Raw genomic sequence first — 24,407 nt, forward strand, 5'->3', positions numbered from 1 at the left:
GAGGGAATCAATTATGCATGCTGCGCCAGCTTTTTACGAGCGACTTCAGCAGCCGTCACCATGTTTTTCAAAGCAGCAATGGTTTCAGGCTCTTGTCTCGTTTTTAGACCACAGTCAGGATTCACCCAGAAGCGATCTGTCGGACATACGTTCAGCGCATCATCAATGATTTGACTCATTTCTTCGACAGATGGAACGCGCGGGCTATGAATGTCATATACACCAAGTCCAAGTCCTTTCAAATACGGATGCTTTTCTAAGTAATCGAGGAATCCGCCATGACTGCGTGAATGTTCAATCGTAATTACGTCGGCATCAAGGTCTTCGATCGTATCGACAATATCCTCGAAGTTACTGTAGCACATATGTGTATGAATTTGCGTTTCATTTTGAACAGATGATGTTGATAGTCGGAACGACTCTGCTGCCCAGTTTAAATATTCTGCCCATTCACTTTCTTTGAGTGGAAGACCTTCTCTTAGCGCAGGTTCATCCACTTGAATAACTTGAATCCCTGCTTCTTCTAACGCTTCTACCTCTTTACGTAATGCGAAAGCGATTTGGAAGGCAATGTCTTTCCGGGAAATATCTGTTCTTGGGAAAGACCAGTTTAAAATGGTGACAGGTCCTGTCAGCATTCCTTTGACCTTTTTCTCCGTTAAGCTTTGTGCGTAAACCGTCTCTTTCACGGTCATTGGCGCTGTAAACTCGACATCTCCATAAATGATTGGCGGCTTCACGCAGCGTGATCCGTAGGATTGTACCCAAGCAAATTTCGTAAAGGCAAATCCGGCTAGCTTCTCACCGAAGTATTCAACCATGTCTGTACGTTCGAATTCTCCATGTACGAGAACGTCCAGACCGATTTCCTCCTGAATATCAATCCATCTTTTTGTTTCTTTCTTAATAAATTCATCATATTCTGCATCTGTCCACTCATTTTTACGCCATTTTTGACGAGCACTGCGCACTTCAGCAGACTGCGGGAAGCTGCCAATGGTTGTTGTTGGCAAAAGCGGCAGTTCAAGAGATTCGTTTTGGATACGAAGGCGCTCTTCAAAGGCAGCTGGACGTTTAAAGTCTTTCGATGAAAGATTGTTGCGTTCTGCTGTGAAATCCGCATTGGTTCCTTTTGCAAATTCTTTTAAAGTAAGAAGTGCTTGCGTGGCTTCATTGATGGCGGCTTCAATCGCTGCGGCTCCTTTTGTTAAGCCTTCTTTTAATGTTGTTAATTCATCCAGCTTTTCAGTGGCATAAGACAGTCCGTTTAATAGTTTCTCTTCAAGCTGTTCGCTTGGGTGTTTTGCAACTGGTACATGCAGCAAACTGCTTGATGGCTGCAGCCATACTTCCTTCGGCTGAGCGTCAGCAATGACCTCAGAAATGAATGACAATCTTTCTCCAAGATCTGATCTCCAAATATTTCTTCCATCAATGACGCCTGCTGCTAAAATTTTATCTTTCGGGAAGCCATGCTTTTTCACTTGATCAAGATTGCGCCCTTGATCATGGACAAAATCAAGACCGATGGCTTCAACAGGATATGTGACAAGCTCTTCATAGGCATCTACTGAATCAAAGTATGTTTGAAGAAGAATGTTTAAGGCAGGTACGGCTTCTTTAATCGTTTGATAGATTTCTTTTACGGCTTTCACGTCTTCATATGAAGCGGTGACAAGTGCTGGCTCATCAATTTGAACCCATTTGACGCCAGCTTCTTCAAGTTCTTTTAAAACCTGAGTATAAAGCGGCACGAGACGCTGCTGAATCTCTTTTACTTCATTTGGTTCATAGCCTTTAGAAAGTGAGACAAATGTATAAAGACCAAGTACAACAGGTTTTGTTTCAACACTAAACGCCGTTTTCACCTTTTCGTAAGCTTCAAGCGGTTTGTTATGTGTGAGTTTGAATTCGGTGCTTTTTTCGTATTCTGGAACGATGTAGTGATAGTTTGTATTAAACCATTTTGTCATTTCACTTGAGACAGCATCTTTTGTTCCTCTTGCCATCGCAAAGTATGTATCTAGCGGGTCTTTTAAGCTGCGGAAGCGCTCTGGAATCCAATTGAACATGACAGCAGTATCGAGCACGTGATCGTAGAAGGTAAAATCTCCAGAAGGAACAACATCAATTTGTTGATCAATTTGCGTTTTAATGGCCGTTAAAAATTGTTCATCCAGTGTGCTTAAGAGGGTTTCGCGGTCTGTTTGACCCTTCCAATAAGACTCAAGTGCTTTTTTCCATTCTCTGTTTAAACCAATTCGCGGAAAACCTAGATTACTTGTTTTAACAATTGTCAATTCCAATTCCTCCTCTAAATATAAAAAGACATTTACACTCATGGCGAAGATTGATGAGGGCAAATGTCTGGTTTAAAAAGACAAAATGTGTGTGCGAAATAAGGCGTGAGCATAACTGACGCTTTTTCCGACATCTCCTATCAACCGTAGGGGGTTTGATGTGATAGAGCGGCTGGTATCCTGGCTGGTGAATCTGCAAGCTTTTCATCCTTCCCATCCTTATGACAGTGGATTCATGAGAAAAGCTCTCCTCACTCACAGTGGCGGGACCGCGCCGGATTTTCACCGGTCTTCCCAATTAAAATTCGACGTGTGATCGAATTACCGACTCTCAAACTATGAATTTATTGTGTTCGATTATATAACGTCCACTTCATTTCGTCAAAGTAAATTTTGAATAATTTTAATTAAAAAAATCCTGAGAAAATTCAATCTATTCTCAGGACCTTTATTCAAGCTATAGAGATAAAAGATCTGCTTCCAATGTTTTTTCTAAAAGGACATCAGGCGCAGTTAAATATAAAAATCCATTACCGACGAGGGCTTTCGACTGCTTCAGTGGAAGGGTTCTTCTGACAAGCTGAGCATAGACCTCAGGCTCTGTCAGCTTGCGCTGGAACGCTTCTTCCTCGGCATTTTTAATAATGGCTAGTGCACCGCTTACGTGAGGGGCGGCCATTGAGGTGCCTGTGAGTCTGCCGTATTTATGGTTAGGGAGAGTGGATAAAATGTCTTCTCCTGGAGCGACGAGGTCGATTTCTTTATTGGCATTGGAGAATTCAGAGGATTCTCTTGCAAGGGAGACAGAGCCGACGGCAATGACTTCATTGTATGCTGCTGGGTAGGAGAACTCTTCTGTACGCTCGTCCCCATCCCCTTCATTTCCTGCTGCGCACACAACAAGTACACCGCTTTTCACCGCGTTTTGAATGGCTTCCTGCAAGGCGGGCTCATTGCTTGGACCACCGAGAGACATGGAGATAATATCCACCTTCTGCTCAGCGGCATAGTTGATGCCATTAATGATCCATTCGTATTTCCCGCTGCCATTTTCACCGCCAAGAACTTTCACGATCAGCAGCTTGGCTTCAGGGGCAACCCCTAGAATTCCGCCATTTTGATCTGTTGCTGCAATCGTCCCTGCTACATGGGTGCCATGTCCGTTGTAGTCTTTCACATTTTCAGCATCTCCGTTGTCATCATCGGTAAAGTTCTTGCCTCCGATAATCTGATCTTTTAAGTCGGGATGCTCCGTGTCGCAACCTGTATCAAGGACAGCAATGGTTATGCCTTTTCCTTTGAAGCCACTTGACCAAAGTTCGGGTGCTTTAATCTCCTGAATACTTTCCGGCGTCTCTTTCGCTTCCATCACATTGGCTTTTACTTCATACGGAATTAAGCGAATTTCACCTTTCATAAGAAAGCCCTCCTTATTTTGTTTTCAAAGTAGATTCAGGCTGCGTAATGTTATTGTATAAAAGAAACTTTTGATCGGAAAGGGTCAATTGTAATAATTTTTCAAATAATCAATCTATTATCAAAAGTGCAGTTCTCCTCACTTCTTGACGAAAGAACTCAACTTTTGAGGAAAACTCTTGATATCATATGAAAAAGGAGGATATGCTGCATAGTGAGTTTGCACCTGTACAGATGAAAATGGGTTAAAAGGACTAAAAGAGGCAAACTAAAAAACAAGGAAATCAAGCAATAAATGCGATATAAAAAGTATGTATAATGTTTTTGTTCAAAAATAAATGTTTCTTTCATAAAAAATAGACATGAAGATTGTGACTGTTCCAAATGCGAAAGGCAACATATAATAATGAAAAGACAAGCTTGCCTTTCAGATAGGAGAGATAGAGATGAATAAAGGGAAGATACTCGTAGTCGAAGATGAAAAGAAAATTGCAAGGGTGCTGTCACTAGAGCTTGAATATGAAGGATATGAGGTGACAGTCAAAGAGACTGGAATGGATGGACTTCAGGCTCTTGAAGAAGAAAGCTTCGATTTGGTGCTACTTGACGTCATGCTTCCAGAATTAAGCGGTCTTGAAGTGCTGAGAAGGGTTCGAAAGACAAATACAGCGACACCTATTATGTTGATTACAGCAAGAGGAAGTGTTCCTGATAAGGTAAGCGGGCTCGATCTTGGGGCGAATGATTATATTACAAAGCCCTTTGACATAGAAGAATTATTAGCACGAATTCGCGCGCAGCTAAGGTTGAATATTCATGCGCAAGAAGAGATGGAGACAGAGCTGAGCATAGCAGATTTGACTGTCAACGAGAAAACAAGAGACATACAAAGGGCAGGCCAAATGCTTGAACTCACACCGAGAGAATATGATCTGCTTGTCCACTTGCTGAAGCATCAGCAGCAAGTGCTCACAAGAGATCAACTTTTAACAGCCGTTTGGGGTTTTGATTATTTTGGTGATACGAACGTGGTGGATGTCTATATCCGTTATTTAAGAAAAAAAGTCGATTACCCATTCGAAAAACAGCTGATTCACACAGTGAGAGGTGTGGGTTATGTGATGAAAGGATAAAGAATGAGATTAAAAAATAAGATCCAGCTTTATACGTCGTTGTCTTTGTTTTTAATGGTGCTCTTATTTCATACAGCCATTTATTTTATTTTTTCGATAACCTTGACGCAAAAAGATATGTCCCGGCTGTCTGAGGTGGCTGAAAATATCGCCATTGCTTTAAAAAAATCAGAAGAAGAAGGTCTTCCATCTTCGGAGCTTCTGAAAGCGTACTTGCCCCAAAATGGCATGATCCGTGTCGTGACAGAAACGGGTGAATCAAAGCTGACTGTCACAAAGGAGTCAACGTTTAGTTCACTGCCTTTCACATATGAATCTGGGCAGACAGCAGAAATCAAAGAATACAACAAGCATATGACTGCGTTCGCTGCGATCCCGGTTATTTGGACAAATGGAGAGATTGTGTCGCTCCAAGTATATGAAGAAATCGAAAATACGGAAGAGAATTTGGCGTTATTAAGAATGATTTTAATCGCTGCTGGCGTTTTAATTATAGTGCTTTCCTATTTTGCTGGCCACATTTTAACAAAACAAATCGTACGCCCTATTAGTAGAATGACGAGCACCATGAAGGCAAGTATGAAGGAGAAGGCGTTTAAACGAATCAAACTAGCAGGCGATTCAAAGGATGAATTGTATCAAATGGGACAAACCTTTAATGAAATGTCAGAAATCCTCGAGAAGCATTATGAGAAAGAGCAGCAATTCTTGCATGATGCCTCTCATGAATTGAAGACACCGATTACCGTCATTATGAGCTACAGTAATTTACTGAAGCGCTGGGGGCAAACACGTCCAGAGGTTGTTGAAGAATCCTCCCAAGCGATTCATGATGAAGCGAAAAAAATGAAAAGGCTGACAGATCAATTGCTGACACTGGCAAAAAATGGTCAGCCTCTATATGTGGATATGAAGCCAGTCGATCTTGGTCATTTGTGCAAGCAGATATGCCATACACTTGAAGTGGCCACCAATCGAACCATTCAAACTCATGTGCAAACAGATCAGCCGCTTATTGTGGAAGGAGACGAAGAGAAAATCAAACAGCTTTTGACCATCTTGATTGATAATGCGGTCAAATATAGTACAGAGCCAGTTGATGTGACATGCGGATGGGCGGGAGAGAAGCCGTTTATTTCAGTCGTTGACCATGGGATTGGCATAAAAGAAGAGGATTTGCCGAAAATCTTTGACCGCTTTTTCCGTGTGGATGAAGCAAGAAACAGTGAGACGGGCGGAACGGGTCTTGGTCTTTCAATTGCGAAGCAAATTGCAGAAGAGCATAGAGCTGAGCTGAAGGTAGACAGCCGAATCGGCGAAGGGACAACCATGACCATTCTTTTCCGGAAATAAAATAGGTCTTTTCTCATCAATTTCTCATTTACTCCTTATAAAATAGGAAATAGGAAGGAGGCGCTGCATGTCTAGAAAAACGAAAATGGTGCTTGCGCTCGCAGGATGTCTCGTCGTTCTTGCTGCCTTTGCAATGCTCATGATTCAAACCATTGATCAAAAAATATTAAGTGAAGCAGAAATCAAAAAAATCATCGCAAAAGACTACAATGGAAACATTACAAATATTGATTTAATCAATCATAAACAGGACTATACATTGACGCTGGAAAATGCAAATGGCATCTATCAAATCATTGCATCTTCTGCAAGCGGTCAAATGAAAGAAATCAGACAGACCAAAAGCTATCAAAAGCCAAATGAAAAAAATGCTGAGCTCCAGGCAGAGGAAGCGGCTGTTAAAAAAGTAAGCGGTACTGTCATCCAAAAGAAAGAAAAGTCAGATCGTTTTATCTTTACGATCCAATCAAAAAAAGAATTATATCAAGTCGATGTCGACAAGCAAACGTTTAAGGTGCTTGAAGCAGAAAAGAAAAAACCAACCTCTAAAGAAAAGAAACTGACGAAAATCACGGTTGAAGAAGCCATCCGAATTGCGGTAAAAGAAGTCGGAGGGACAGTGGATGATGCAGATCTTGAAACATTTAGCGGTATGCTCGTCTTTGAGGTGGAGCTGGATTTGCCTGACGGGCGTGAGGCAGAGGTGCTTGTGAACGCATATACAGGAGACATTGAAGGTATTACGTACGAAAACTAATCCTTTTCTCATGATTTTCTCATGTTTCTTTCCTTTCTTTATCATCTTGTTTCTTTAAGATAAAGGAGAAATCAAATAGAGGAGGACATGAACATGATGAAAAAAGTACTAGTAGCTACAGCATTAACAGGAACTCTTGTCGCAGGTGGTTTCACACTTCAAGCGCAAAATACAAATCAAACAGCACACGCCGAGCAGGTGGTGCAAAAGAAATCATCGTTTGTCTCAAAGAAACAAGCTGAAAAAGCAGCCCTAAAAGTCGTGAAAGGGTATGTGGACGATGTGGATCTTGAGCGTAAAAAAGGAAAATGGGTGTATGAGGTCGAGATTAAAAAAGGCGGCTTTGAATATAAAGTATATGTCGATGCGAAAACAGGAAAAGCGCTGAACGATCCAGTCAAAGAAAAGAAACAGAATGTGAAAATCACTAAAAAGCAGGCTGAAAAAATTGCCCTTGCAAAAGTAAAAGGAACAGTCACAGATTCTGATTTAGATAAAGAAAATGGTGTGTACTTGTATGAAGTCGAAATCACCACACCAAACGGCGAGGAAGTTGATTTTGAGATTTCCGCTAAAACAGGCAAAATCCTGAAGCAAGAATGGGATGATTAAGCCATCACCAAACCTTACACTTTCATGTGTAAGGTTTTTTCATTGGGACAAACTACGGGAAAGGAGGCGAGAGAATATGAAGAAAAAAGAAGAAGAGCAGACAATGGACCATGCGGAATATGTTCCGCATCCTGATGGAGAAGGATATGCTTTGTTTTTGCATGATTCCTTTCATCTCCTCTCCCAAGAGGATATGAATCAGCCAGAAGAGGAATAAAAGACATGAAAGGGCGATGGTCAACTTTGTCTATCGCTCTTTTTTTCAAAAGTAAGCGAATACATGAGGAAACTTGGCATCTTGCTTATTGACATCACTGCGCTTTTTCTGTAATCTCAGTGTGTCAACAATATGAGACTTCGTTAGGTGAGGCTCCTGTATGGAGATACGCTGCTGCCCAAAAATGTCCAAAGACGCCAATGGGTCAACAGAAATCATCGACATAAGGTGATTTTTAATGCAGCTGGATTTTTCCTATGCCATACAGTGCTAAAGCTCTACGATTGAAGGAGCAAGTGTTTATTTTGTTATGCTTACAAAGCGCCTTCATTCGGTTGAAGGTGCTTTTTTATGGGAAAAGGAGGTGTGGGGATGGATCATCCCGATTCGAGACACATAGAGAATATGTCAAAAGATCAGATTGAGACATCAGATAGAGGAGATCCTGACCCCCGCACATTCTAAGGGATTCGGGTATCTCCTGACTTTGGGGAGGTAACAGCGATGATACAAAATATTACGTACGATGAACTCATTTTACGCATCATTATTTTACTAAGAGATGGAAAACGAAAAGAATTTAAAAACATCATGGAAGAACTTCAGCCATATGATATGGCCTACTTATTTAAAGAGCTTCCAGAAAAACACCGCGGCCGCTTCCTCAGCTTTTTACCAGTCGATGACGTGACAGAAATGATGGGTGAGCTGGAGCGGGAATACCAAGAAATCGTTCTTGAAAAAGTAGGGAAAGACAAAGCTACCTTCGTCACAAACAAAATGGATAACGATGATCTAGCCAACTTGTTTGATGAGATGGAGGATGAGCTAAAGGATCAGCTTTTATCTAACATGGAAGCAGAGGAATCAAAGGCCGTCCAGCTTCTTATGAATTACCCTGCTGAGACAGCGGGACGGATCATGACCAACCGGTACGTTTGGATTCCTCAGCATTATACGGTGCAGGATGCCGTTGTGAAGCTGAAAAGCTTTGCAGAAATTGCGGAATCAATCAACTATTTATATGTGATTAATGATCAAAAACAGCTTGTAGGCGTTCTCTCATACCGTGATCTCATTTTAGGTGAACCGGATGAAAAGGTGCAGGATCTCATGTTTACAAGAGTCATTGCCGTTGGAGCCTTTCAAGATCAGGAGGAAATCGCAAAGCTGATTGAACGGTATGATTTTCTTGCCATTCCTGTTGTGGAAGAGAACAATGTCCTAGTCGGAATCGTTACAGTCGATGATATCATTGATGTTGTCATTCAAGAGGCAGGCGAAGACTATGAGAAGTTTGCTGCCTCTGGTAAAGATATTACGTTCGACACGCCGGCATTTGTGGCGGCATACCGCCGTCTTCCATGGCTCATTCTGCTCTTGTTCATTGGGCTGATTTCAGGCAGTATTTTAAATTATTTTGAAGATACCCTTCAGCAAGTCGTTGCTTTAGCGTTCTTCATGCCGATGATTGCCGGGATGACAGGGAATACAGGGACACAGTCTCTTGCCGTCGTGATTAGAGGGCTTTCAAAAGAAGAATTAACGAAAAAAACCATTATGCGTCTTATTTTTAGAGAGCTGAGAACAAGTATTTACATTGGGATCGTCTGTTCCATTATTATTACAGTCGTCGCAATGGTGTGGCAGGGCAATATGATTTTAGGTTTTGTTGTCGGCTCCTCACTGCTTGCAACACTGATTATTGGGACAATGGCAGGTACGGTCGTGCCGATTATTTTACACAGATTAAACGTGGACCCAGCCATTGCATCTGGCCCGCTGATCACAACATTGAATGATATTCTATCCTTACTGATCTATTTTGGAATTGCAACAGCATTCCTTCATACACTGATGTAGCAAGAAGACTGTAAAACGTTACGTTTTACAGTCTTTTTTGAATAAAGATTGCATATAGCGCTTCCATCCTTTACATTTTAAGGAGAAGGTGGGAGAGAAAAATGAAGAAGTTTTTATTCATTTTAATGTGCATGGTATTGCTAGGTGCATGTTCAAGGGAAGACGAGGGGAAAGACAGAAGACTTGTGGCAGCAGAGCATATGATTGAAGCGATTACCGAAGGAGATAAACGAAAAATAGAAAACATCTATGTTGAAGGTGCTGTCCCAAGCCCAAATGACATTCTAAAGCTGAAAAAGGAATGGGGCATAGAGACGCTTTCTTATGAAGATTTTCAATTGGAAGAAGCCAGCATTCACGTCTTTCATGCGAATTACGAAGATGAAAAAACAGGGGAGAAAAAGGCACTTGCCCTGCGGGTAATAGAAGATCCTGAAAAAGGCGGTGTACGGATTGACTTTGTAGGGGTCGTTGAAGGAACTGACGCTTCCTCTCAATGAAAAATTTTATTAGAAGACAAGGTATAATCTAAAATGATTTTATTTAAAAGGATAGAAGAGCTGAAAGAACTTCGCTCTATCTATCCTCTTTTTTACCACAAATGACCTGATCACATATGAGTTATGCCCATTAACTCCATAAATCGTGAGAGGGCACTGGTCATGTACGAATCGCGGCGCCTTATAAACACAGTGGGCACGATTCTATGTGGTTCCGGTAATGGATGGCAGGTAAATCTGCCTTGCATCCGAGATTCAACCATAGATTTTGGTAATACGGTGACTCCAAGCCCGTTTTCAACGCATTTAAGCACGCCCTCTAGAGTGCCATATTCCATTACCTTCATAGGAGGGTAGCCATTGCTCTCTAACCATCGCTGCCAACGCCCCAAATAGATGCAATGCGCAAATGACGAAAGCAATGGTTCATGTAAGATTGATTCTACCTGGAATTCCTCCCGGGAGTAGCTTGTAATCAGAACAAGTGATTCTTCCGATACAGGGTACTCAATAATGTCCGGATGAAGAATTGGCCCATCAACCAATGCACCGTCTACCTTGTAGTTAAGAATAGCACTAACCTGATCTACAGTAGGTGCCATATACATGCTCAATTCTACTTGTGGAAATGTCTTATGATATTCTGTAAAAATGATTGGCAATCTTGTAGAAGCGGTTGACTCTATAGATCCAATGTGTAAAGTTCCCCGCGGAGTAGAGAAAAGCTTTACTGCTTCTATCGCTTCTTCAAAATCGTAGAGTAATTTGTTTACATATGGCAACAGTTCACGTCCTGCAGGCGTTAAGGATATCTTCTTGTGATATCGATAGAGAAGAGGTACACCTAATTCTTGTTCAAGACGTTGGATTCGTGCAGTGACATTCGACTGCACATAATTTAATTTCTCGGCAGCTTTTGTAATGCTTTGTTCAATAGCTACTGCTTTAAATATTTCCAAAGATTTAATATCCAAAATAACGCTCCTTTTTTGCATCGCAAATTGTGATGAACTATACACTATTTTTTGATTTTACGTGATCCAATAGAATAAGTAAACTTAATGATATAAGAGGTTGATGCTAATTGTGTCCCTTGGTATCTGATTATGAGGAGGAAAATTGTTTTTAGCTAGGAAAAGATAAAACAGACGTTTTCAAGTAAATAAGGAGGGAATCTATTGATTTCAAAGATTAATGTCCAAGAGAAATTTTTACTAATAAATGATTATTGGAATCCTAGAATATGCGGAGAGTTGAACGACTCATACATTAAAATGGTAAAAATTAAGGGTGAATTCATTTGGCATCATCATGATGACGAGGATGAAATGTTCTTTGTATGTAAAGGGAATCTAGTCGTCCGTTTTAGGGATAGAGAAATAGCTCTTAATGAAGGGGAGTTTCTTGTGATTCCTAAAGGAATTGAACATCAGCCAATTGCTGAAGAAGAAGTTCATTTGCTCTTAATTGAGCCCAAAACGACTCTAAACACGGGGAATGTGGTCAATGAACGAACTGTTTCGATTCCTGAACGAATGGATGAACACTAGATCGTTGCACTTAACAGGTGCTTTAGTTGAAAAAGAGGCAGCAATCGCTGTCTCTTTTTACTACGTTATCATACATTCACTTGTCTTTAATTTTAAAGAGTAAGCGAATCTTTATTTGTTTATCGATTTTTGTACCGGAAGTGTGCGTTAATCTGGCCTTCCAGCATTTTTTTCTTATATTGTCCGCTTTTTAATGCCTGTTCTTTTTTCTTCATGTCTTTCAAAATCTCGGCTGTTTGCACACCGTCTTCTCGTTTGTTGGCGATGTCCATTAAACGTTCTACATCAGAAAAAGAATATTTACGCGTGCCTCTTGTTGAGCGCTGGGGGTAGATGAGTCTGCGTTCCTCATAATATCGGATTTGCCTGACGGATAGCCCTGTTAATTCACTGACAATCCCGATTGAAATGACTTTTTTATCTTTATAAGATACATCTTCCTGCGTCATATACTCACCCCTGCAAGTCTTTTCTTCATATTATACAGAACGAGAAGGAAAAAAACCTATCATTTGTCAGAAAATATAACACAAAAACGAAAAAACGAAAAAACCATGGAAGGAAAGATAACAACAAATGTGAAATGAGTGTTGTGCGTGCATATAATGATGATGAGTTGAAATAGGAGGAGGAGCAAATGATGGAGCAAACACAGATCATCTGTATGGCAAAAGAAATCATCGCATTAGATATGAAGAGGGATGAATTACTGGAGCGATTCATGCAGGCGGCAGGTCAGAATGCACATGCTCTTCTAAGAGCCGTACAAAATGATTTGTATAAAAGATCTTCATAAGCACCTGGTCCAGATCACTTGATAGGAGGGGATAATCGGTGCGGCGTATCTTAACAGAAGCTTTAGCAAAGGAAAGACATTATTATACGAAGCAGCTCTGTTCATTAGGAGTTTACAGCCCTGATGCGGCCAAGAACATGACAATTAGTGACTTAAAAAAAGAGTATCACTTCTTTTTCAACAAAACAGAGCGTAATTTGTGAAAATCCCTTGAAATGTGCGTATGTCACATAAAGGGTTCTTTTTTTGCGTGCTTAATATTATAGCAATATTGAATTTTGTAGAAATTTGACGAATACAGTGTAAGGAAACGCAGTTTCTTTACAGATTATGTTAAACTATGTCGCATCTTGATGGTTTGCTAAAAAAGCTTTTTTTCGAGATGATTGTGAAAAATAAGAAGGATTTTATAAGTTTATATCGAAATCTTATACATAACACGAATGGAGTCACTTATGTGGTTGAAAGGGTTTTCAAAAACGTACTTCTATTTTTTACGAAAGGCTCCAACTGCACCGCAAGAAAGCCTTGAAGTTAAAAAAATATTATAAGAGGTAGATATGTGATGAGACTATCGTTTAATGAAGAAGAAGTAGAACGTTCAATGACACTTTACAAGGTATTTGCAAGAGCATTTAAAAGCGTTTCAGAACACAGCATTAGAGACAGCAAAGAGCATGGATTTAATCCAACTGAATTTGCCGTTCTTGAATTGCTGTACACAAGAGGTGCTCAAAAACTTCAGCAAATCGGCTCAAGACTCCTGCTTGTCAGCGGGAATGTGACGTACGTAATTGACAAATTAGAACGAAATGGTTTCATTGAAAGAGAGCAGGACCCAAAGGATAAACGGTCGGTTTATGCCCATTTAACGGATAAAGGGCGCAGTTATCTTGATAAGATTTACCCGATTCATTCTCTCCGGATTGCGCGTGCGTTCTCTGGCCTCTCGCGTGAAGAACAAGAACAATTGATTAGTCTATTGAAAAAAGCAGGCATTCACAGTCAACATTTATTATTTAGATAGAACGAAAAGGTGCCATGATTGGCACCTTTTTTATGTGTCCAGCTGATGCGCCGGATAGGCAATGAATTTTTCGATATCGGTTGCTGGAAGGGGCTTTGCATAATAAAAACCTTGCAGGTCGTCACATCCTTGCGCAGATAAAAGCTGCGCCTGCGCAAAGGTTTCAACACCTTCTGCTATGACTTCGAGAGATAATTGATGTCCCATCGCGATAATGGCACCTGTAATCTGTTCAGACTTCGAATCATTTAAAATATCTTCAATGAAGGATTTGTCGATTTTCAGTCGATGAATGGGCAAATCCTTTAAATAGCTTAAGGAGCTATGACCTGTACCAAAGTCATCAATACTAATGCGAACGCCCAGATGTTTCAGCGACGTCAGCACCTGTTTTGATTGCTTGATATTGTCCATTGTCATACTTTCTGTCACTTCAAGCTCGAGCAGTGACGATGTCAGGTTGTATTTTTTCAGTGTCAGCTTAATCAAATCAATTAAGTCTTCAGAATTGAATTGTTTCGCAGATAAATTGACAGCCACAGGAATTTTCAGCCCGTTGTCATACCACGTTTTAGCCTGCCTGCATGCGGTATCAATGACCCATCTGCCAATATCAATGATCAGCCCTGATTCCTCTGCCAGCTCAATAAAAGCCTCAGGTGATTTTAAGGAACCATCTGGTGCCTTCATTCTTAGAAGAGCTTCTACGCCAGTCATCTTTCTTGTTTTCGCACTGACTTGCGGCTGGTAATGAAGCACAAACTGTTCTCTCTGAATGGCATCCCGCAACTCAAGCTCTCGATTTAACCTGTCTTCACTTGATCTTTCCATTGATTCGGTAAAGAACTCATACCGGCTTTGCTTATGTTTTTTGGATAAATACATCGCCATATCGGCTTTCCTCATCAATTCCATCCCATCTTTGCCATTTTGAGGTGAGATGGCGATCCCAATGCTGATAGATGTAATGAGCTGATGATTCTGGATGAAAAAAGGACGTTCAAATTGACGAATGATATTTTGAGAAAGCTGCTCAATTTTTTGTGTGTCATGTCCCATGTGAGGGAAGATCATTAAAAATTCATCCCCGCCTAGTCTTGCAATAAAGCCATTGTCCGGTAAACATTGCGTCAGTCTGTTTGCAGCTGCTTTAAGTAGTAAGTCTCCTATGTTATGACCAAGTGCATCATTAATAATTTTAAAACGATTCAAGTCAAGAAACAGAACAGCCGTTGATGTTCCTGTCTCTTCTTGAGCGGAGAGAACATCATTTAAATGGTTGATGGCGTGGCGCCGATTAGGAAGCTCAGTTAACGCATCATAATGTGCCATGACATGAATTTCTTTTTCTGCAATCCGCTGCTGCGTTAAATCTTTTAAGACAAGATAAATACTGTCAAGTGTATTGTTGACATGAACAGGTATGTAAGTGACATGATAATAATAAAAACGATCTGCTGCTTTCAGTTCTGCTTCACGTGTGATGGCTTTTTTTGACCGGGAAATAAATTCTTCCCACATCTCAGTCGGCATCACGTATTGACTGACATCATCACCAATCCAAGAATTGCACATTTTTAAGATTTGTTTACCTGAGTCGTTCGCAGAAAGCACCTTTCGATCGACAGATAACACGATAATGCCATCGATATTATGTTTAATGAGCGATTGAAACCGCTGTTCATTTTCCTTTAACTGATCTGACTGCTTCATGATTCGGTGATCTATATAGGCACCAAAGATCATCAGTGTTTGGACAATCAGTGTCATCAAGCCGATGAAAATCGACAGACTGAATGGCGACATTTCAAGAGAGCCGCCTGCAGCGGACTGTCCATCTGAATGAAAAAACATAGTAGAAGCAGCCATACCAGTATAATGCATGCCAGAAATAGCCCCACCCATCACGAGTGCACCAGCTATTTTTAACAGATGATCCTCCTTTTTTTTCTCGGATCGATGGAGCCGAAAAAAGAGATGCAGTGAAAAGAAAGATGCCAGCGCAGCAATGAAAAACGAAAGAAAAAAGAGGACTGGATCATAGCTGATTGAGACATTGGCCATTGATTCCATTCCAAGATAATGCATGCTGCAAATAGCTGAGCCCATGGTGATTGAACTAATGAGCAGCCGTCTTATGGAGAGCTGCTCTTGAATGCATATCGAGAATGCGATCAATGAACCGACAAAAGACGCCAAAATCGATAAAATCAGTAAGGGAGTTTCATATGTGATGCCGGTTTGCATGTGAAATGCCATCATGCCAATAAAATGCATCGACCATATGCCCATCCCCATGATCATTGCACCAATGACCAGCCATACCTTTTTCTTTGCACCGCTTGACTGTATCACTCGGCTGGCTAACTGAAGAGCTGAGTAGGAGGCCACAGCGGCGACAGCGACTGACAGAAAGACAAGCCATCCGTTGTAGCTTCCTGTTAATTGGGTCATGTGAGAAAACCTCCAGTATCTTAAAACAGACATATACTTAATATATCGGATCGAATGGCTTCTGTGTTCACTTTTCCTTCACTTAAATACCACAATCAACGTTTTTTTCACGTGTCTTTTATAGTAAAATCAAATTTAATGTAAAAAAACGACGAAAAGTGAATCGTTTCTTCGGTTTTATTCGTTTAATATATGGTGTGATTCTAAAAGAGATAGAATCGTCAAACGATTATGTGTGAAAGGGATTGATAAACATCGAAGATTTTATTATTTCTTTAGCTGATGCTTTTAAGAACTTGTCGTACTTTGGCATCTTCCTTGCATTATGCATTGAATTTGTTCCTGCTGAAGTGGTTCTGCCTCTTGCGGGTTACTGGGTCTCAGAAGGGGACATGGCCTTCATCGGTGTTGTGGCTGCCGGCTCCATTGGCGGCGTGGCTGGCCCTTTGACCTTATACTGGTTAGGACGTTATGGCGGCAGACCCTTTTTAAATAAATATGGGAAGTACTTTTTTGTCAAACCTGAGTCGCTTGATAAATCGGATGCTTTCTTTGAAAAGCATGGTGGTTTCGTCGCCTTTAGCGGCCGGTTTATTCCAGGGGTCAGAACGCTTATTTCCATCCCGTGCGGTATTGCCAAGATGAATGTGTGGGTCTTTTGCTTGTATACGTTTTTGGCGATTACGCCCATTACATTTGTGTATGTGTATCTTGGGTTTGTGCTCGGGGAGAACTGGAAAGAGGTTGGCGCTATGTTAGATCCATATCTTTTACCGATTGGGATCGGGGTTGTGTTGTTGTTCGTGATGTATATATGGCTGAAACGTAGAAAAAGAAAAACAGAAACACCAACGGCCTAATCACTGAAAGTCACCTGTTGACAATACAGTGTGTATTGATTATGATATAAGTAATCTAAATATTCTTAAATCCCACCAAAGGGGAGTAGCGTCCGGTTTTACCGGAAACAAAGTCGTCATTACATGGACTTACGTTCCATCGGCTTTGTTGGCATGATTCTACATATCACATGTCTAGCAAGACCTTTGCCATTACAGGCAAAGGTCTTTTTTGTATTCATAAGCCTTTGTCTGTTGTGGGACAATAGATAAAAACAAGGAGGAATGATGATGGATGCAGCAATTATTTTAGAGTACGGGTGGGTTCTTCTCGTACTGATTGGATTAGAAGGGATTTTAGCAGCTGATAACGCGCTGGTCATGGCTGTGATGGTTAAACACCTTCCTGAAAAGCAAAGAAAAAAGGCATTGTTTTACGGACTTGCGGGTGCGTTTGTCATGCGATTTGGTTCCCTGTTTCTTATTTCGTTTTTAGTGGATGTGTGGCAAGTTCAAGCCATTGGTGCAATTTATCTTCTTTATATTTCCATTCACCATATTTTAAAATCGCACGTATTTAAGAAAAAGGAATCAGACACAAACATGAAGCAAAGCGGCTTCTGGGCAACAGTCGTAAAAGTCGAGCTTGCCGACATCGCTTTTGCTGTAGATTCCATCTTAGCGGCCGTCGCATTAGCCGTGACATTGCCGAAAACGAGTCTTCCGCAAATCGGCGGACTCGATGGCGGTCAATTTATTGTCATTCTTTTAGGTGGTATCATCGGTCTTATCATCATGCGATTTGCAGCTACTGTCTTTGTGAAACTGCTCAAAACAAGACCGAGCCTAGAAACAGCAGCCTTTGTCATTGTCGGATGGGTTGGTGTGAAGCTCACGCTTTATACACTATCACATCCAGCCATTGGCGTCGTATCGTCTCATTTTATTCATTCAACATTATGGAAAGTGATTTTCTGGACGGTGCTTCTCGCAATTGCAGCATTTGGCTGGTTTTTATCAAGTCCATCAAGAAAAGGCGGCCAAGAAAACGATGGAAAACAAGAGGGACGCCTAGAAGAGTAGGTTTTTTGAAAGAAATATCATTTCATTTTCATAACACGTATATTACAAATAAGGGGGAGATACCCCCTTATTTCTTTGCTTTTAGACGAAACATTGTAAAGTAGATGATGATATACATGTCATAATTGAGTAACAGGAAATGAATTCCTCATTTCTTCCTTTGCGCTTCCCTCATAAATTAGCTATCATAAATGAGTAATATAGGGAGAACTGAGGTGAAACCATTGCTTAGCCTTTTGTTTAAAAAAGGAAAGAAAAAGCAAACATTAGAGCAGTCGGCTATCAGTATTCAACAAGGTGATATCGAGCTGCAAAATGCATTAATAGAGCAATACAAACCATTTGTCGCTAAGACGGTTTCATCCGTTTGTAAACGATATATAGATGAAAAAGATGATGAATTCAGCATAGGCTTAATTGCCTTTAATGAAGCGATAGAAAAATACTCTGCCGAAAAAGGAAACTCACTCCTTGCTTTCGCAGAATTAATTATTAAAAGAAAAGTGATCGACTATATTCGAAAAGAAGCGAGAAATGCGCCAACGGTTCAAATGGACCTGCAAGAAAGTGAAAATGGCGAGTACTCTCAAAGCATGATTGAAGCAGAGCTGTCTACAAATGAATATAGACGTTTGATTGAACAAGAACATAGAAGAGAAGAAATAGAACATTTTAAAGAACGATTAAAAGTATACGGTCTCACGTTTCAAGAGCTGCTTGAACATTCACCAAAGCATGCAGATGCCAGGCAAAATGCTATTAAAGTAGCTCACACACTCGTTGAACACGATGAGCTCAGAACCATTTTATTTCAGAAAAAACAATTGCCGGTCAAACAGCTTGAAAAGCTAGTGGAAGTCAGCCGCAAAACGATTGAGAGAAATAGAAAATACATCATTGCGATGGCGATTATTATGACGGGTGATTATGTGTATTTGAAAGATTACCTTAAAGGGGTGCTTAATTCATGAGAAGAGGCATTATAGTAGAGAAAAACAAAAAATATGTCACGCTGCTGACCCCTGATGGACAATTTCTGCGGACAAAATATGAACAGCAAGACTATGAAATCGGTCAAGAAGTGACATTTCCGAATGAATCACGTCTCGAAAGAAAAAGAGCCGGTTTTTTTGACCTGCTTCGTTTACGTCCGTTAAATGCAGGAATCCTATCAATCGCAGCGATTATTGTCGTGATTTTTACTATGATGCCATCTTTCTCAAGTCAAAAAGCATATGCATATATGACAATTGACATTAACCCAAGCTTTGAACTGAAGCTTGATCACGATTATCAAGTGATCGGTGTCACACCACTGAATAAAGATGCGAAACAAGTACTGGCCAGCATGAAGGATTTGGAAAAAAACGACATGACCAAAGTCGTGCAGGAAATCATAGATGACTGTGACAAAAAAGGTTACGTGAACCACTCTAAGAGCATTTATATTTCAACGGTTTATGAAAACAAGCAGGACCATACATATAAAACCAACGTCAAAAGTAAAATTAACACCATCTCTGGTGAATATCAAAAGCGCGATTACAAGCTAGAAACTGTAGAAAGTGACCTGGAAACAAGAGAAAAAGCTCAAAAGGCAGGCATTTCAACAGGCACATATATCAGAAATCAAGAAATGCAAGACAAAGAACAAGAAGACATTCAAAAGGATGAAGACGCAGCAGAGAGTGATGCTGTCAAAGAAGAAGAGCCTAACAAAGATGATGAAGATCAAACAGACAAAGACAAACAAGAAGACGTCAAGACAGACGATAGCGAAGAGATGAAGCCAGATCAAGAGGCTCCTGAAGCTGAAGACAAAGAGCAGAAGGATCAAGAGAGGGAAGAGCAAGGATCTATTCAAAAGCCTCACCAAACAAAACCTGATGATGAAAGCAAAGACAATCAAATAAAGGAAGAAAAGGATCGTTCTATCGATAAAGAACAAAAAAAAAATCACTCAACGGAACCTGATGACAAAAGAAATCCAAACGGCACATCACGTGGTGGCGCTGAAAAGCACACAAAAAAAAACGACAGGGATCAGAAACGGCCGTCCGCTGAACGAAAAAGAGAACATATGAAGCAAGGAAAAGGTGTACCGTCCCCTTATCGTGAGAACCGGGATGAGCACACATATGAACAATAAAAAAACGCCAGAATAGCTCCGGCGTATTTCACCATGTTTTTATTTAGATTGATTGCCCATTTGTGATTGAGCCTGTTGAACGAGTCTTTTTGTAATTTCACCGCCAACAGAACCGTTTGCACGTGCGACTGTATCTGAACCGAGAGTCACGCCAAATTCTTGAGCGATCTCGTATTTAAATTGATCTAATGCTTGTTCTACTCCAGGAACAAGAAGTTGATTTCGGTTTGCCATGTCCATATTCCTCCTTTCACCTCATGTTTGTTGTGCCTTCTTATTTTGAAGAAAACAGCGTACAATTATGCTGGCAATTGCTGCACAAAAAACCGAGGTGATGATTCACCTCGGTTCTTCTGTATCCTGATGCTGCAGTGTATGAAACATCATTTCTTGTGCCGTACTTTGCAAGTGTGAAGTAAAGACAGAAAAAACGGTTGAACTGATAATGCCTTTGATCAAATGCCATTGGTGCTGTGTCAATTCAGAAAATTCTTCACGGAGCTTATCTGTCTGTTCCTCTGTGATTTCCCGTAAGTTTGTTTCTTTTAACGGAAAAAGAGTATGATGATAAATAAAATCAAGGACATGCGCATATGCTTCATAAAAGCGCAGTGGACTAATAATATCATCAGTTCGATCCGTAATTGTGTTAAATAAGGCAGATAAGATGGTACGGATGGCATCAAAGTCAAAAACTGATTTTAAATCTCTAACAATTAATAAAATAACGACCTGATCAATTGAGTACTTCTTTCCAAGCTCAGGGTGGCCAATCATATCTTTAATATCACGTTTGATCCAGTTTTGAATCGCTGTCGATTTAAGAGAAGTCAGTTCGCATAGGTTTCCTAATTCTACAATTTCATTTGTGGAGAGTCCATGCTCTGATTTGTGTTTCCGCCGTTCAAGCCTCTCAAAAAAAGAAGGGATTTTTAGCTCGTCATGTTCGTGATGTTTGTCTTTTTTTACAGATAAATTTAATAGCTGAAGCGGAGTCAGATCTCCCCCTCCTTTTAGAGAATAGAGAAGACTTGTCATGTCAATTCTCGTTAATTTAAAAGCACCCATTATTCCACCTCGTTTGTACGTCAAAAACGTCATAATTGATCTAATTCAACATCATAATCTCTTTTTGATGAAAATGCAAAATAAACTAAAATCCAGAAAGCGGCGTCACAATTTGTTCACTTTTCAGCTGTAGCAAATGTCGTAAATATTGAAGTGACGGGGCTTAAGCCGTTATGATAAACATAAGTAATGATTCCTTTTTCCTTGCAATTTGAGACGTTTATTTTTATAATTTTATTAATAAGTTCAAATGAACTTAATATGACAGCGGAGGTTATGTATGGGTAAAAGAATATTTCTGTTTATATTAACGAACATTCTTGTTATCACTACGATTGGTATTGTACTATCGGTTATTAGTGCAGCAACTGGTGTTGGTTCTTATATAGGAGCAGATGGTGGAATTAATTTTGTGGCATTGCTAGTATTCAGTGCAGTTGTTGGTTTTGTTGGCTCGTTCATGTCACTTGCAATGTCTCGCTGGATGGCAAAAATGATGATGGGTGTGCGCGTGTTAAACCCTGAAAAGGATTCATTAACATATGATGAGCAGCAGCTTGTTGACCGCGTGCACAGATTATCAAGAGCAGCAGGCCTTTCTAAAATGCCTGAGGTTGGTATTTATCAATCATCTGAAGTAAATGCTTTTGCGACAGGTCCTTCTAAGAGAAGATCACTTGTTGCGGTTTCCACTGGATTGCTTCATGAAATGGATGATGCAGCAGTTGAAGGTGTAATCGCTCACGAAGTTGCTCACGTTGCGAACGGTGATATGGTGACAATGACGCTGCTTCAAGGGATCGTCAACACGTTCGTTGTCTTCCTTTCAAGAATTGCGGCATGGATCGCAAGCCGCTTTGTTCCGCGTGAAGAGCTTGTGCCGATTGTTCATTTTATCGCAGTGATTGTTTTCCAAATCATTTTCTCTATCTTAGGAAGCCTTGTCGTGTTTGCATATTCTAGACACCGTGAATTCCATGCAGACCGCGGCGGAGCTGACCTTGCCGGTAAAGATAAAATGATTCATGCGCTTCGCTCACTTGAGGCGTATACGTCAAGAATCAAAGATGATGATCAAACAGCAGTTGCTACGCTTAAAATTAGTGGTAAACGAAAAGCTTCTCTTTTCTCCACACACCCTGATTTAAACGAAAGAATCAGAAGACTAGAAGCAAAATAAGAGAGACGAAAAGACATTCTGTTACAGGATGTCTTTTCTTTTTTGATGAAAAAGTAAATAAAGCATAAAATACCTTTAAAATCATGTCTCTTTTCATTAAAATGATAAGTATTGAAAATTGAAAGTTAAAAGAAGGAATGACAATGAACCCAATTAAAAAGCTAATTGACCGGCTATCGGCTTTCCAGCTGATTGCCCTTTATTATTTTCTTGCTGTGACCGTCTCATTTATTCTTCTAAGTTTGCCAGTCGCTCATCAAGATGGGGTGGTGAAGTGGACATTTATCGATGCATTATTTACGGCAGTGAGTGCGGTAAGTGTCACAGGACTCACCGTTGTTGATACCTCCCAAACATTTAGTGTGGCAGGTATGTGGATCCTTGCGTTTGTCCTGCAAATCGGAGGTATCGGCATTATGACGCTCGGTACCTTTGTGTGGATTGTCATGCGAAAAAGGATCGGGATTAAAGAAAGAAAGCTCATCATGGCAGATCAAAACCAGAGCAATTTATCAGGAATTGTGAAATTAATGAAGCAGGTCTTATATTTAATTTTGCTCATTGAGTTTGTAGGCGGTCTGATTTTAAGCATGTATTTTCTCAAATATTACGATGTGCAGGCAGCATTCTTACATGGCTTCTTCTCAAGTATTAGTGCGACCACCAATGGGGGCTTTGATATTACAGGGAACTCGCTCATCCCTTACAAAGATGATTATTTTGTCCAATTTATTACGATGCTGCTGATCATCTTTGGAGCCATTGGCTTTCCTGTCCTCGTAGAAGTAAAGGATTACTTATTTAATCAGGACCGAAAGCACGCATCGTTCTCATTGTTTACAAAAATCACAACGATTACGTTTGGCAGCTTAGTCATTGTTGGCGCTATTGGGATTTATGCCCTTGAAGCCCGGTTTACGTTTTTAGGGAAGAGCTGGCACGAAGTTTTGTTTTATTCATTGTTCCAATCGACCGCCACAAGAAGTGGTGGACTTTCCACATTAGATATTACTCAATTGACAGAACCGACGCTGTTATTTTTATGTCTGCTCATGTTTATCGGGGCATCTCCAAGCTCGGTTGGGGGCGGAATTCGGACAACCACCTTTGCCCTTAATTTACTCGCACTGTTTCATTTTGCTCGGGGAAATAAGTCCATTAAAATCTTCAAAAGAGAGCTGCATCAAGCGGATATAAACAAATCTCTAATGGTGACGATGATGGCCTTTATATTGGTGTTTGGCGCTACATTCTTATTAACCTTATCCGAGCAAAATACGCTTCTTCAAAATTTATTTGAAGTCTGTTCTGCATTCGGAACAACAGGGCTATCACTAGGGATTACCTCTGAGCTCTCTGTTTTCGGTAAGTGTATCATTATGATGGTCATGTTTATTGGACGGATCGGCATTCCAAGCTTCTTGTACTTAATTGGCCGAAGAGAAAGCGAAGCGAATTATCATTATCCGAAAGAGCGTGTCATCATCGGCTAAACAGCATTCCGAGCGAATGCTGTTTTTTTATTTCCATTATCTAACTGGCTAAATCACGCGAGATGTTCGCAATCTATAGGTAAGAGGTGAACGAGACGTGCTGGATGTAATATGGAAAGCAATTGTCATGCTGCTAGTTGGTACCTTGCTGCTGAGAATAGCAGGGCCTAAATCCATTAGTCAATTAACTGTTCAACAAACAGTGATCATGATTTCAATCGGATCGATTATTATCCAACCCTTTATTGAGCACAATTTACTTGAAACGATTTATGCCGCTGCTACATTTATCATTGCACTCGTCATCATGGAAAAATTGTCTATCCAATCTGATTTCTTTGAAAAATTGGTTTCAGGGAAATCTGTGGTCATTTTGCAGGATGGAGAAATGCTTGATCACAAGCTGAAGAAAACGAGGCTCACAAGGGATGAATTCAAAATGCGCTTAAAGCAGCAAGGCATCACAGACATCAGCTGTCTCAAAAAAGCCACCCTAGAAGCCAATGGACAAATTGGCTATGAGTTAAAGCCAGAAGAAAAGCCCGTGACGGTCAAACAAATGAAGGAACTCCTAGACCAATTAAGAGAAGAACTAAATATGTTAAAAAAGGACTGAT

The 24,407-nt window shown here is 40.5% G+C and carries 25 protein-coding genes and 3 riboswitches; of the genes, 18 read left to right on the forward strand and 7 right to left on the reverse strand.

Annotated features, from left to right (window positions below):
- Window positions 1-11 precede the first annotated feature (11 nt).
- Together metE and C6Y02_RS04395 are read right to left on the reverse strand one after the other, a co-directional pair.
- Window positions 12-2,300, reverse strand: coding sequence for a 5-methyltetrahydropteroyltriglutamate--homocysteine S-methyltransferase (gene metE, locus C6Y02_RS04390; RefSeq protein WP_106030751.1), 2,289 nt, complete (start codon window positions 2,298-2,300; stop codon window positions 12-14).
- 153 nt (window positions 2,301-2,453) lie between these two features.
- A riboswitch (cobalamin riboswitch) is annotated at window positions 2,454-2,645 on the reverse strand.
- 112 nt (window positions 2,646-2,757) lie between these two features.
- Window positions 2,758-3,717, reverse strand: a complete 960-nt coding sequence (locus C6Y02_RS04395) for a S8 family peptidase (RefSeq protein ID WP_003210884.1) — start codon at window positions 3,715-3,717, stop codon at window positions 2,758-2,760.
- 445 nt (window positions 3,718-4,162) lie between these two features.
- On the opposite strand from C6Y02_RS04395, the gene C6Y02_RS04400 reads away from it, so the two are divergent.
- From C6Y02_RS04400 to C6Y02_RS04430, 7 genes are all read left to right on the forward strand, one after another.
- On the forward strand, window positions 4,163-4,849 hold the full coding sequence (locus C6Y02_RS04400) for a response regulator transcription factor (protein WP_060596098.1): 687 nt from the start codon (window positions 4,163-4,165) through the stop codon (window positions 4,847-4,849).
- Between the two features lie 3 nt (window positions 4,850-4,852).
- On the forward strand, window positions 4,853-6,202 hold the full coding sequence (locus tag C6Y02_RS04405; protein WP_060596099.1) for a HAMP domain-containing sensor histidine kinase: 1,350 nt from the start codon (window positions 4,853-4,855) through the stop codon (window positions 6,200-6,202).
- Between the two features lie 67 nt (window positions 6,203-6,269).
- Window positions 6,270-6,959, forward strand: a complete 690-nt coding sequence (locus C6Y02_RS04410; RefSeq protein ID WP_066030991.1) for a PepSY domain-containing protein — start codon at window positions 6,270-6,272, stop codon at window positions 6,957-6,959.
- A gap of 93 nt (window positions 6,960-7,052) precedes the next feature.
- Window positions 7,053-7,571: a PepSY domain-containing protein gene (locus C6Y02_RS04415; protein WP_034662966.1), complete on the forward strand. Its 519-nt coding sequence runs from the start codon at window positions 7,053-7,055 to the stop codon at window positions 7,569-7,571.
- A gap of 76 nt (window positions 7,572-7,647) precedes the next feature.
- On the forward strand, window positions 7,648-7,788 hold the full coding sequence (locus C6Y02_RS19275) for a hypothetical protein (protein WP_003212346.1): 141 nt from the start codon (window positions 7,648-7,650) through the stop codon (window positions 7,786-7,788).
- Between the two features lie 132 nt (window positions 7,789-7,920).
- A riboswitch (M-box (ykoK) riboswitch) is annotated at window positions 7,921-8,084 on the forward strand.
- Between the two features lie 208 nt (window positions 8,085-8,292).
- Window positions 8,293-9,651 carry a magnesium transporter gene (gene mgtE / locus C6Y02_RS04425; protein ID WP_034662959.1) on the forward strand — a complete coding sequence of 453 codons (1,359 nt, stop codon included), beginning with the start codon at window positions 8,293-8,295 and terminating at the stop codon, window positions 9,649-9,651.
- Window positions 9,652-9,752: 101 nt separating this feature from the next.
- A complete protein-coding gene (locus tag C6Y02_RS04430; protein WP_106030752.1) occupies window positions 9,753-10,151 on the forward strand; it encodes a hypothetical protein in 399 nt (132 codons plus the stop codon).
- A gap of 110 nt (window positions 10,152-10,261) precedes the next feature.
- Here the strand turns inward: C6Y02_RS04430 and C6Y02_RS04435 are convergent, their stop codons facing one another.
- Entirely contained in the window at window positions 10,262-11,125 is an 864-nt protein-coding gene (locus C6Y02_RS04435) for a LysR family transcriptional regulator (protein WP_106030753.1), read from the reverse strand.
- A 204-nt stretch (window positions 11,126-11,329) separates the two neighbouring features.
- Here C6Y02_RS04435 and C6Y02_RS04440 point away from each other — a divergent pair, with 204 nt between their 5' ends.
- Window positions 11,330-11,701 (forward strand): cupin domain-containing protein, encoded by a 372-nt coding sequence (locus C6Y02_RS04440; protein WP_106030754.1) that lies wholly within the window; start codon window positions 11,330-11,332, stop codon window positions 11,699-11,701.
- 119 nt (window positions 11,702-11,820) lie between these two features.
- Here C6Y02_RS04440 and C6Y02_RS04445 read toward each other — a convergent pair whose 3' ends face one another.
- Window positions 11,821-12,150, reverse strand: coding sequence for a MerR family transcriptional regulator (locus C6Y02_RS04445; RefSeq protein WP_012009715.1), 330 nt, complete (start codon window positions 12,148-12,150; stop codon window positions 11,821-11,823).
- Between the two features lie 191 nt (window positions 12,151-12,341).
- Here C6Y02_RS04445 and C6Y02_RS19280 point away from each other — a divergent pair, with 191 nt between their 5' ends.
- From C6Y02_RS19280 to C6Y02_RS04455, 3 genes are all read left to right on the forward strand, one after another.
- On the forward strand, window positions 12,342-12,497 hold the full coding sequence (locus tag C6Y02_RS19280; RefSeq protein ID WP_164847173.1) for a hypothetical protein: 156 nt from the start codon (window positions 12,342-12,344) through the stop codon (window positions 12,495-12,497).
- Between the two features lie 38 nt (window positions 12,498-12,535).
- The gene (locus C6Y02_RS04450; RefSeq protein WP_034662950.1) at window positions 12,536-12,700 is read left to right on the forward strand and encodes a hypothetical protein; all 165 of its coding nucleotides are present in this window, start codon (window positions 12,536-12,538) and stop codon (window positions 12,698-12,700) included.
- Between the two features lie 359 nt (window positions 12,701-13,059).
- The gene (locus C6Y02_RS04455; RefSeq protein ID WP_088004396.1) at window positions 13,060-13,524 is read left to right on the forward strand and encodes a MarR family winged helix-turn-helix transcriptional regulator; all 465 of its coding nucleotides are present in this window, start codon (window positions 13,060-13,062) and stop codon (window positions 13,522-13,524) included.
- A 30-nt stretch (window positions 13,525-13,554) separates the two neighbouring features.
- Here the strand turns inward: C6Y02_RS04455 and C6Y02_RS04460 are convergent, their stop codons facing one another.
- Window positions 13,555-15,978 carry a bifunctional diguanylate cyclase/phosphodiesterase gene (locus tag C6Y02_RS04460; RefSeq protein ID WP_106030755.1) on the reverse strand — a complete coding sequence of 808 codons (2,424 nt, stop codon included), beginning with the start codon at window positions 15,976-15,978 and terminating at the stop codon, window positions 13,555-13,557.
- 245 nt (window positions 15,979-16,223) lie between these two features.
- On the opposite strand from C6Y02_RS04460, the gene C6Y02_RS04465 reads away from it, so the two are divergent.
- From C6Y02_RS04465 to C6Y02_RS04480, 4 genes are all read left to right on the forward strand, one after another.
- On the forward strand, window positions 16,224-16,838 hold the full coding sequence (locus tag C6Y02_RS04465; RefSeq protein ID WP_106030756.1) for a DedA family protein: 615 nt from the start codon (window positions 16,224-16,226) through the stop codon (window positions 16,836-16,838).
- Between the two features lie 68 nt (window positions 16,839-16,906).
- Window positions 16,907-17,077: riboswitch (yybP-ykoY riboswitch) on the forward strand.
- A gap of 31 nt (window positions 17,078-17,108) precedes the next feature.
- Window positions 17,109-17,900, forward strand: coding sequence for a TerC family protein (locus C6Y02_RS04470; protein ID WP_106030757.1), 792 nt, complete (start codon window positions 17,109-17,111; stop codon window positions 17,898-17,900).
- 215 nt (window positions 17,901-18,115) lie between these two features.
- Window positions 18,116-18,871: an RNA polymerase sigma factor SigI gene (gene sigI / locus C6Y02_RS04475; RefSeq protein ID WP_034662939.1), complete on the forward strand. Its 756-nt coding sequence runs from the start codon at window positions 18,116-18,118 to the stop codon at window positions 18,869-18,871.
- Complete coding sequence (locus C6Y02_RS04480; protein WP_106030758.1) at window positions 18,868-20,049, forward strand: anti-sigma-I factor RsgI family protein; 1,182 nt, start codon at window positions 18,868-18,870, stop codon at window positions 20,047-20,049. Before sigI ends, C6Y02_RS04480 begins: the two co-directional genes overlap by 4 nt.
- Window positions 20,050-20,088: 39 nt before the next feature.
- Here C6Y02_RS04480 and C6Y02_RS04485 read toward each other — a convergent pair whose 3' ends face one another.
- A complete protein-coding gene (locus tag C6Y02_RS04485; protein WP_003211343.1) occupies window positions 20,089-20,283 on the reverse strand; it encodes an alpha/beta-type small acid-soluble spore protein in 195 nt (64 codons plus the stop codon).
- 105 nt (window positions 20,284-20,388) lie between these two features.
- The gene (locus C6Y02_RS04490) at window positions 20,389-21,117 is read right to left on the reverse strand and encodes a DUF1836 domain-containing protein (RefSeq protein ID WP_106030759.1); all 729 of its coding nucleotides are present in this window, start codon (window positions 21,115-21,117) and stop codon (window positions 20,389-20,391) included.
- Between the two features lie 280 nt (window positions 21,118-21,397).
- Between C6Y02_RS04490 and htpX the strand changes: the two genes are divergently transcribed.
- The 3 genes from htpX (at window position 21,398) to C6Y02_RS04505 (ending at window position 24,406) form a co-directional block, all read left to right on the forward strand.
- Window positions 21,398-22,297 (forward strand): protease HtpX, encoded by a 900-nt coding sequence (gene htpX / locus C6Y02_RS04495; RefSeq protein ID WP_034662931.1) that lies wholly within the window; start codon window positions 21,398-21,400, stop codon window positions 22,295-22,297.
- Between the two features lie 143 nt (window positions 22,298-22,440).
- Window positions 22,441-23,790, forward strand: a complete 1,350-nt coding sequence (locus C6Y02_RS04500; RefSeq protein WP_080869518.1) for a TrkH family potassium uptake protein — start codon at window positions 22,441-22,443, stop codon at window positions 23,788-23,790.
- A gap of 97 nt (window positions 23,791-23,887) precedes the next feature.
- Entirely contained in the window at window positions 23,888-24,406 is a 519-nt protein-coding gene (locus C6Y02_RS04505; RefSeq protein ID WP_034662926.1) for a DUF421 domain-containing protein, read from the forward strand.
- The last annotated feature ends 1 nt before the right edge of the window (window position 24,407 follow it).

It is taken from the genome of Bacillus sp. NMCC4 (genome assembly GCF_002998555.1).
Lineage (GTDB): Bacteria > Bacillota > Bacilli > Bacillales > Bacillaceae > Bacillus.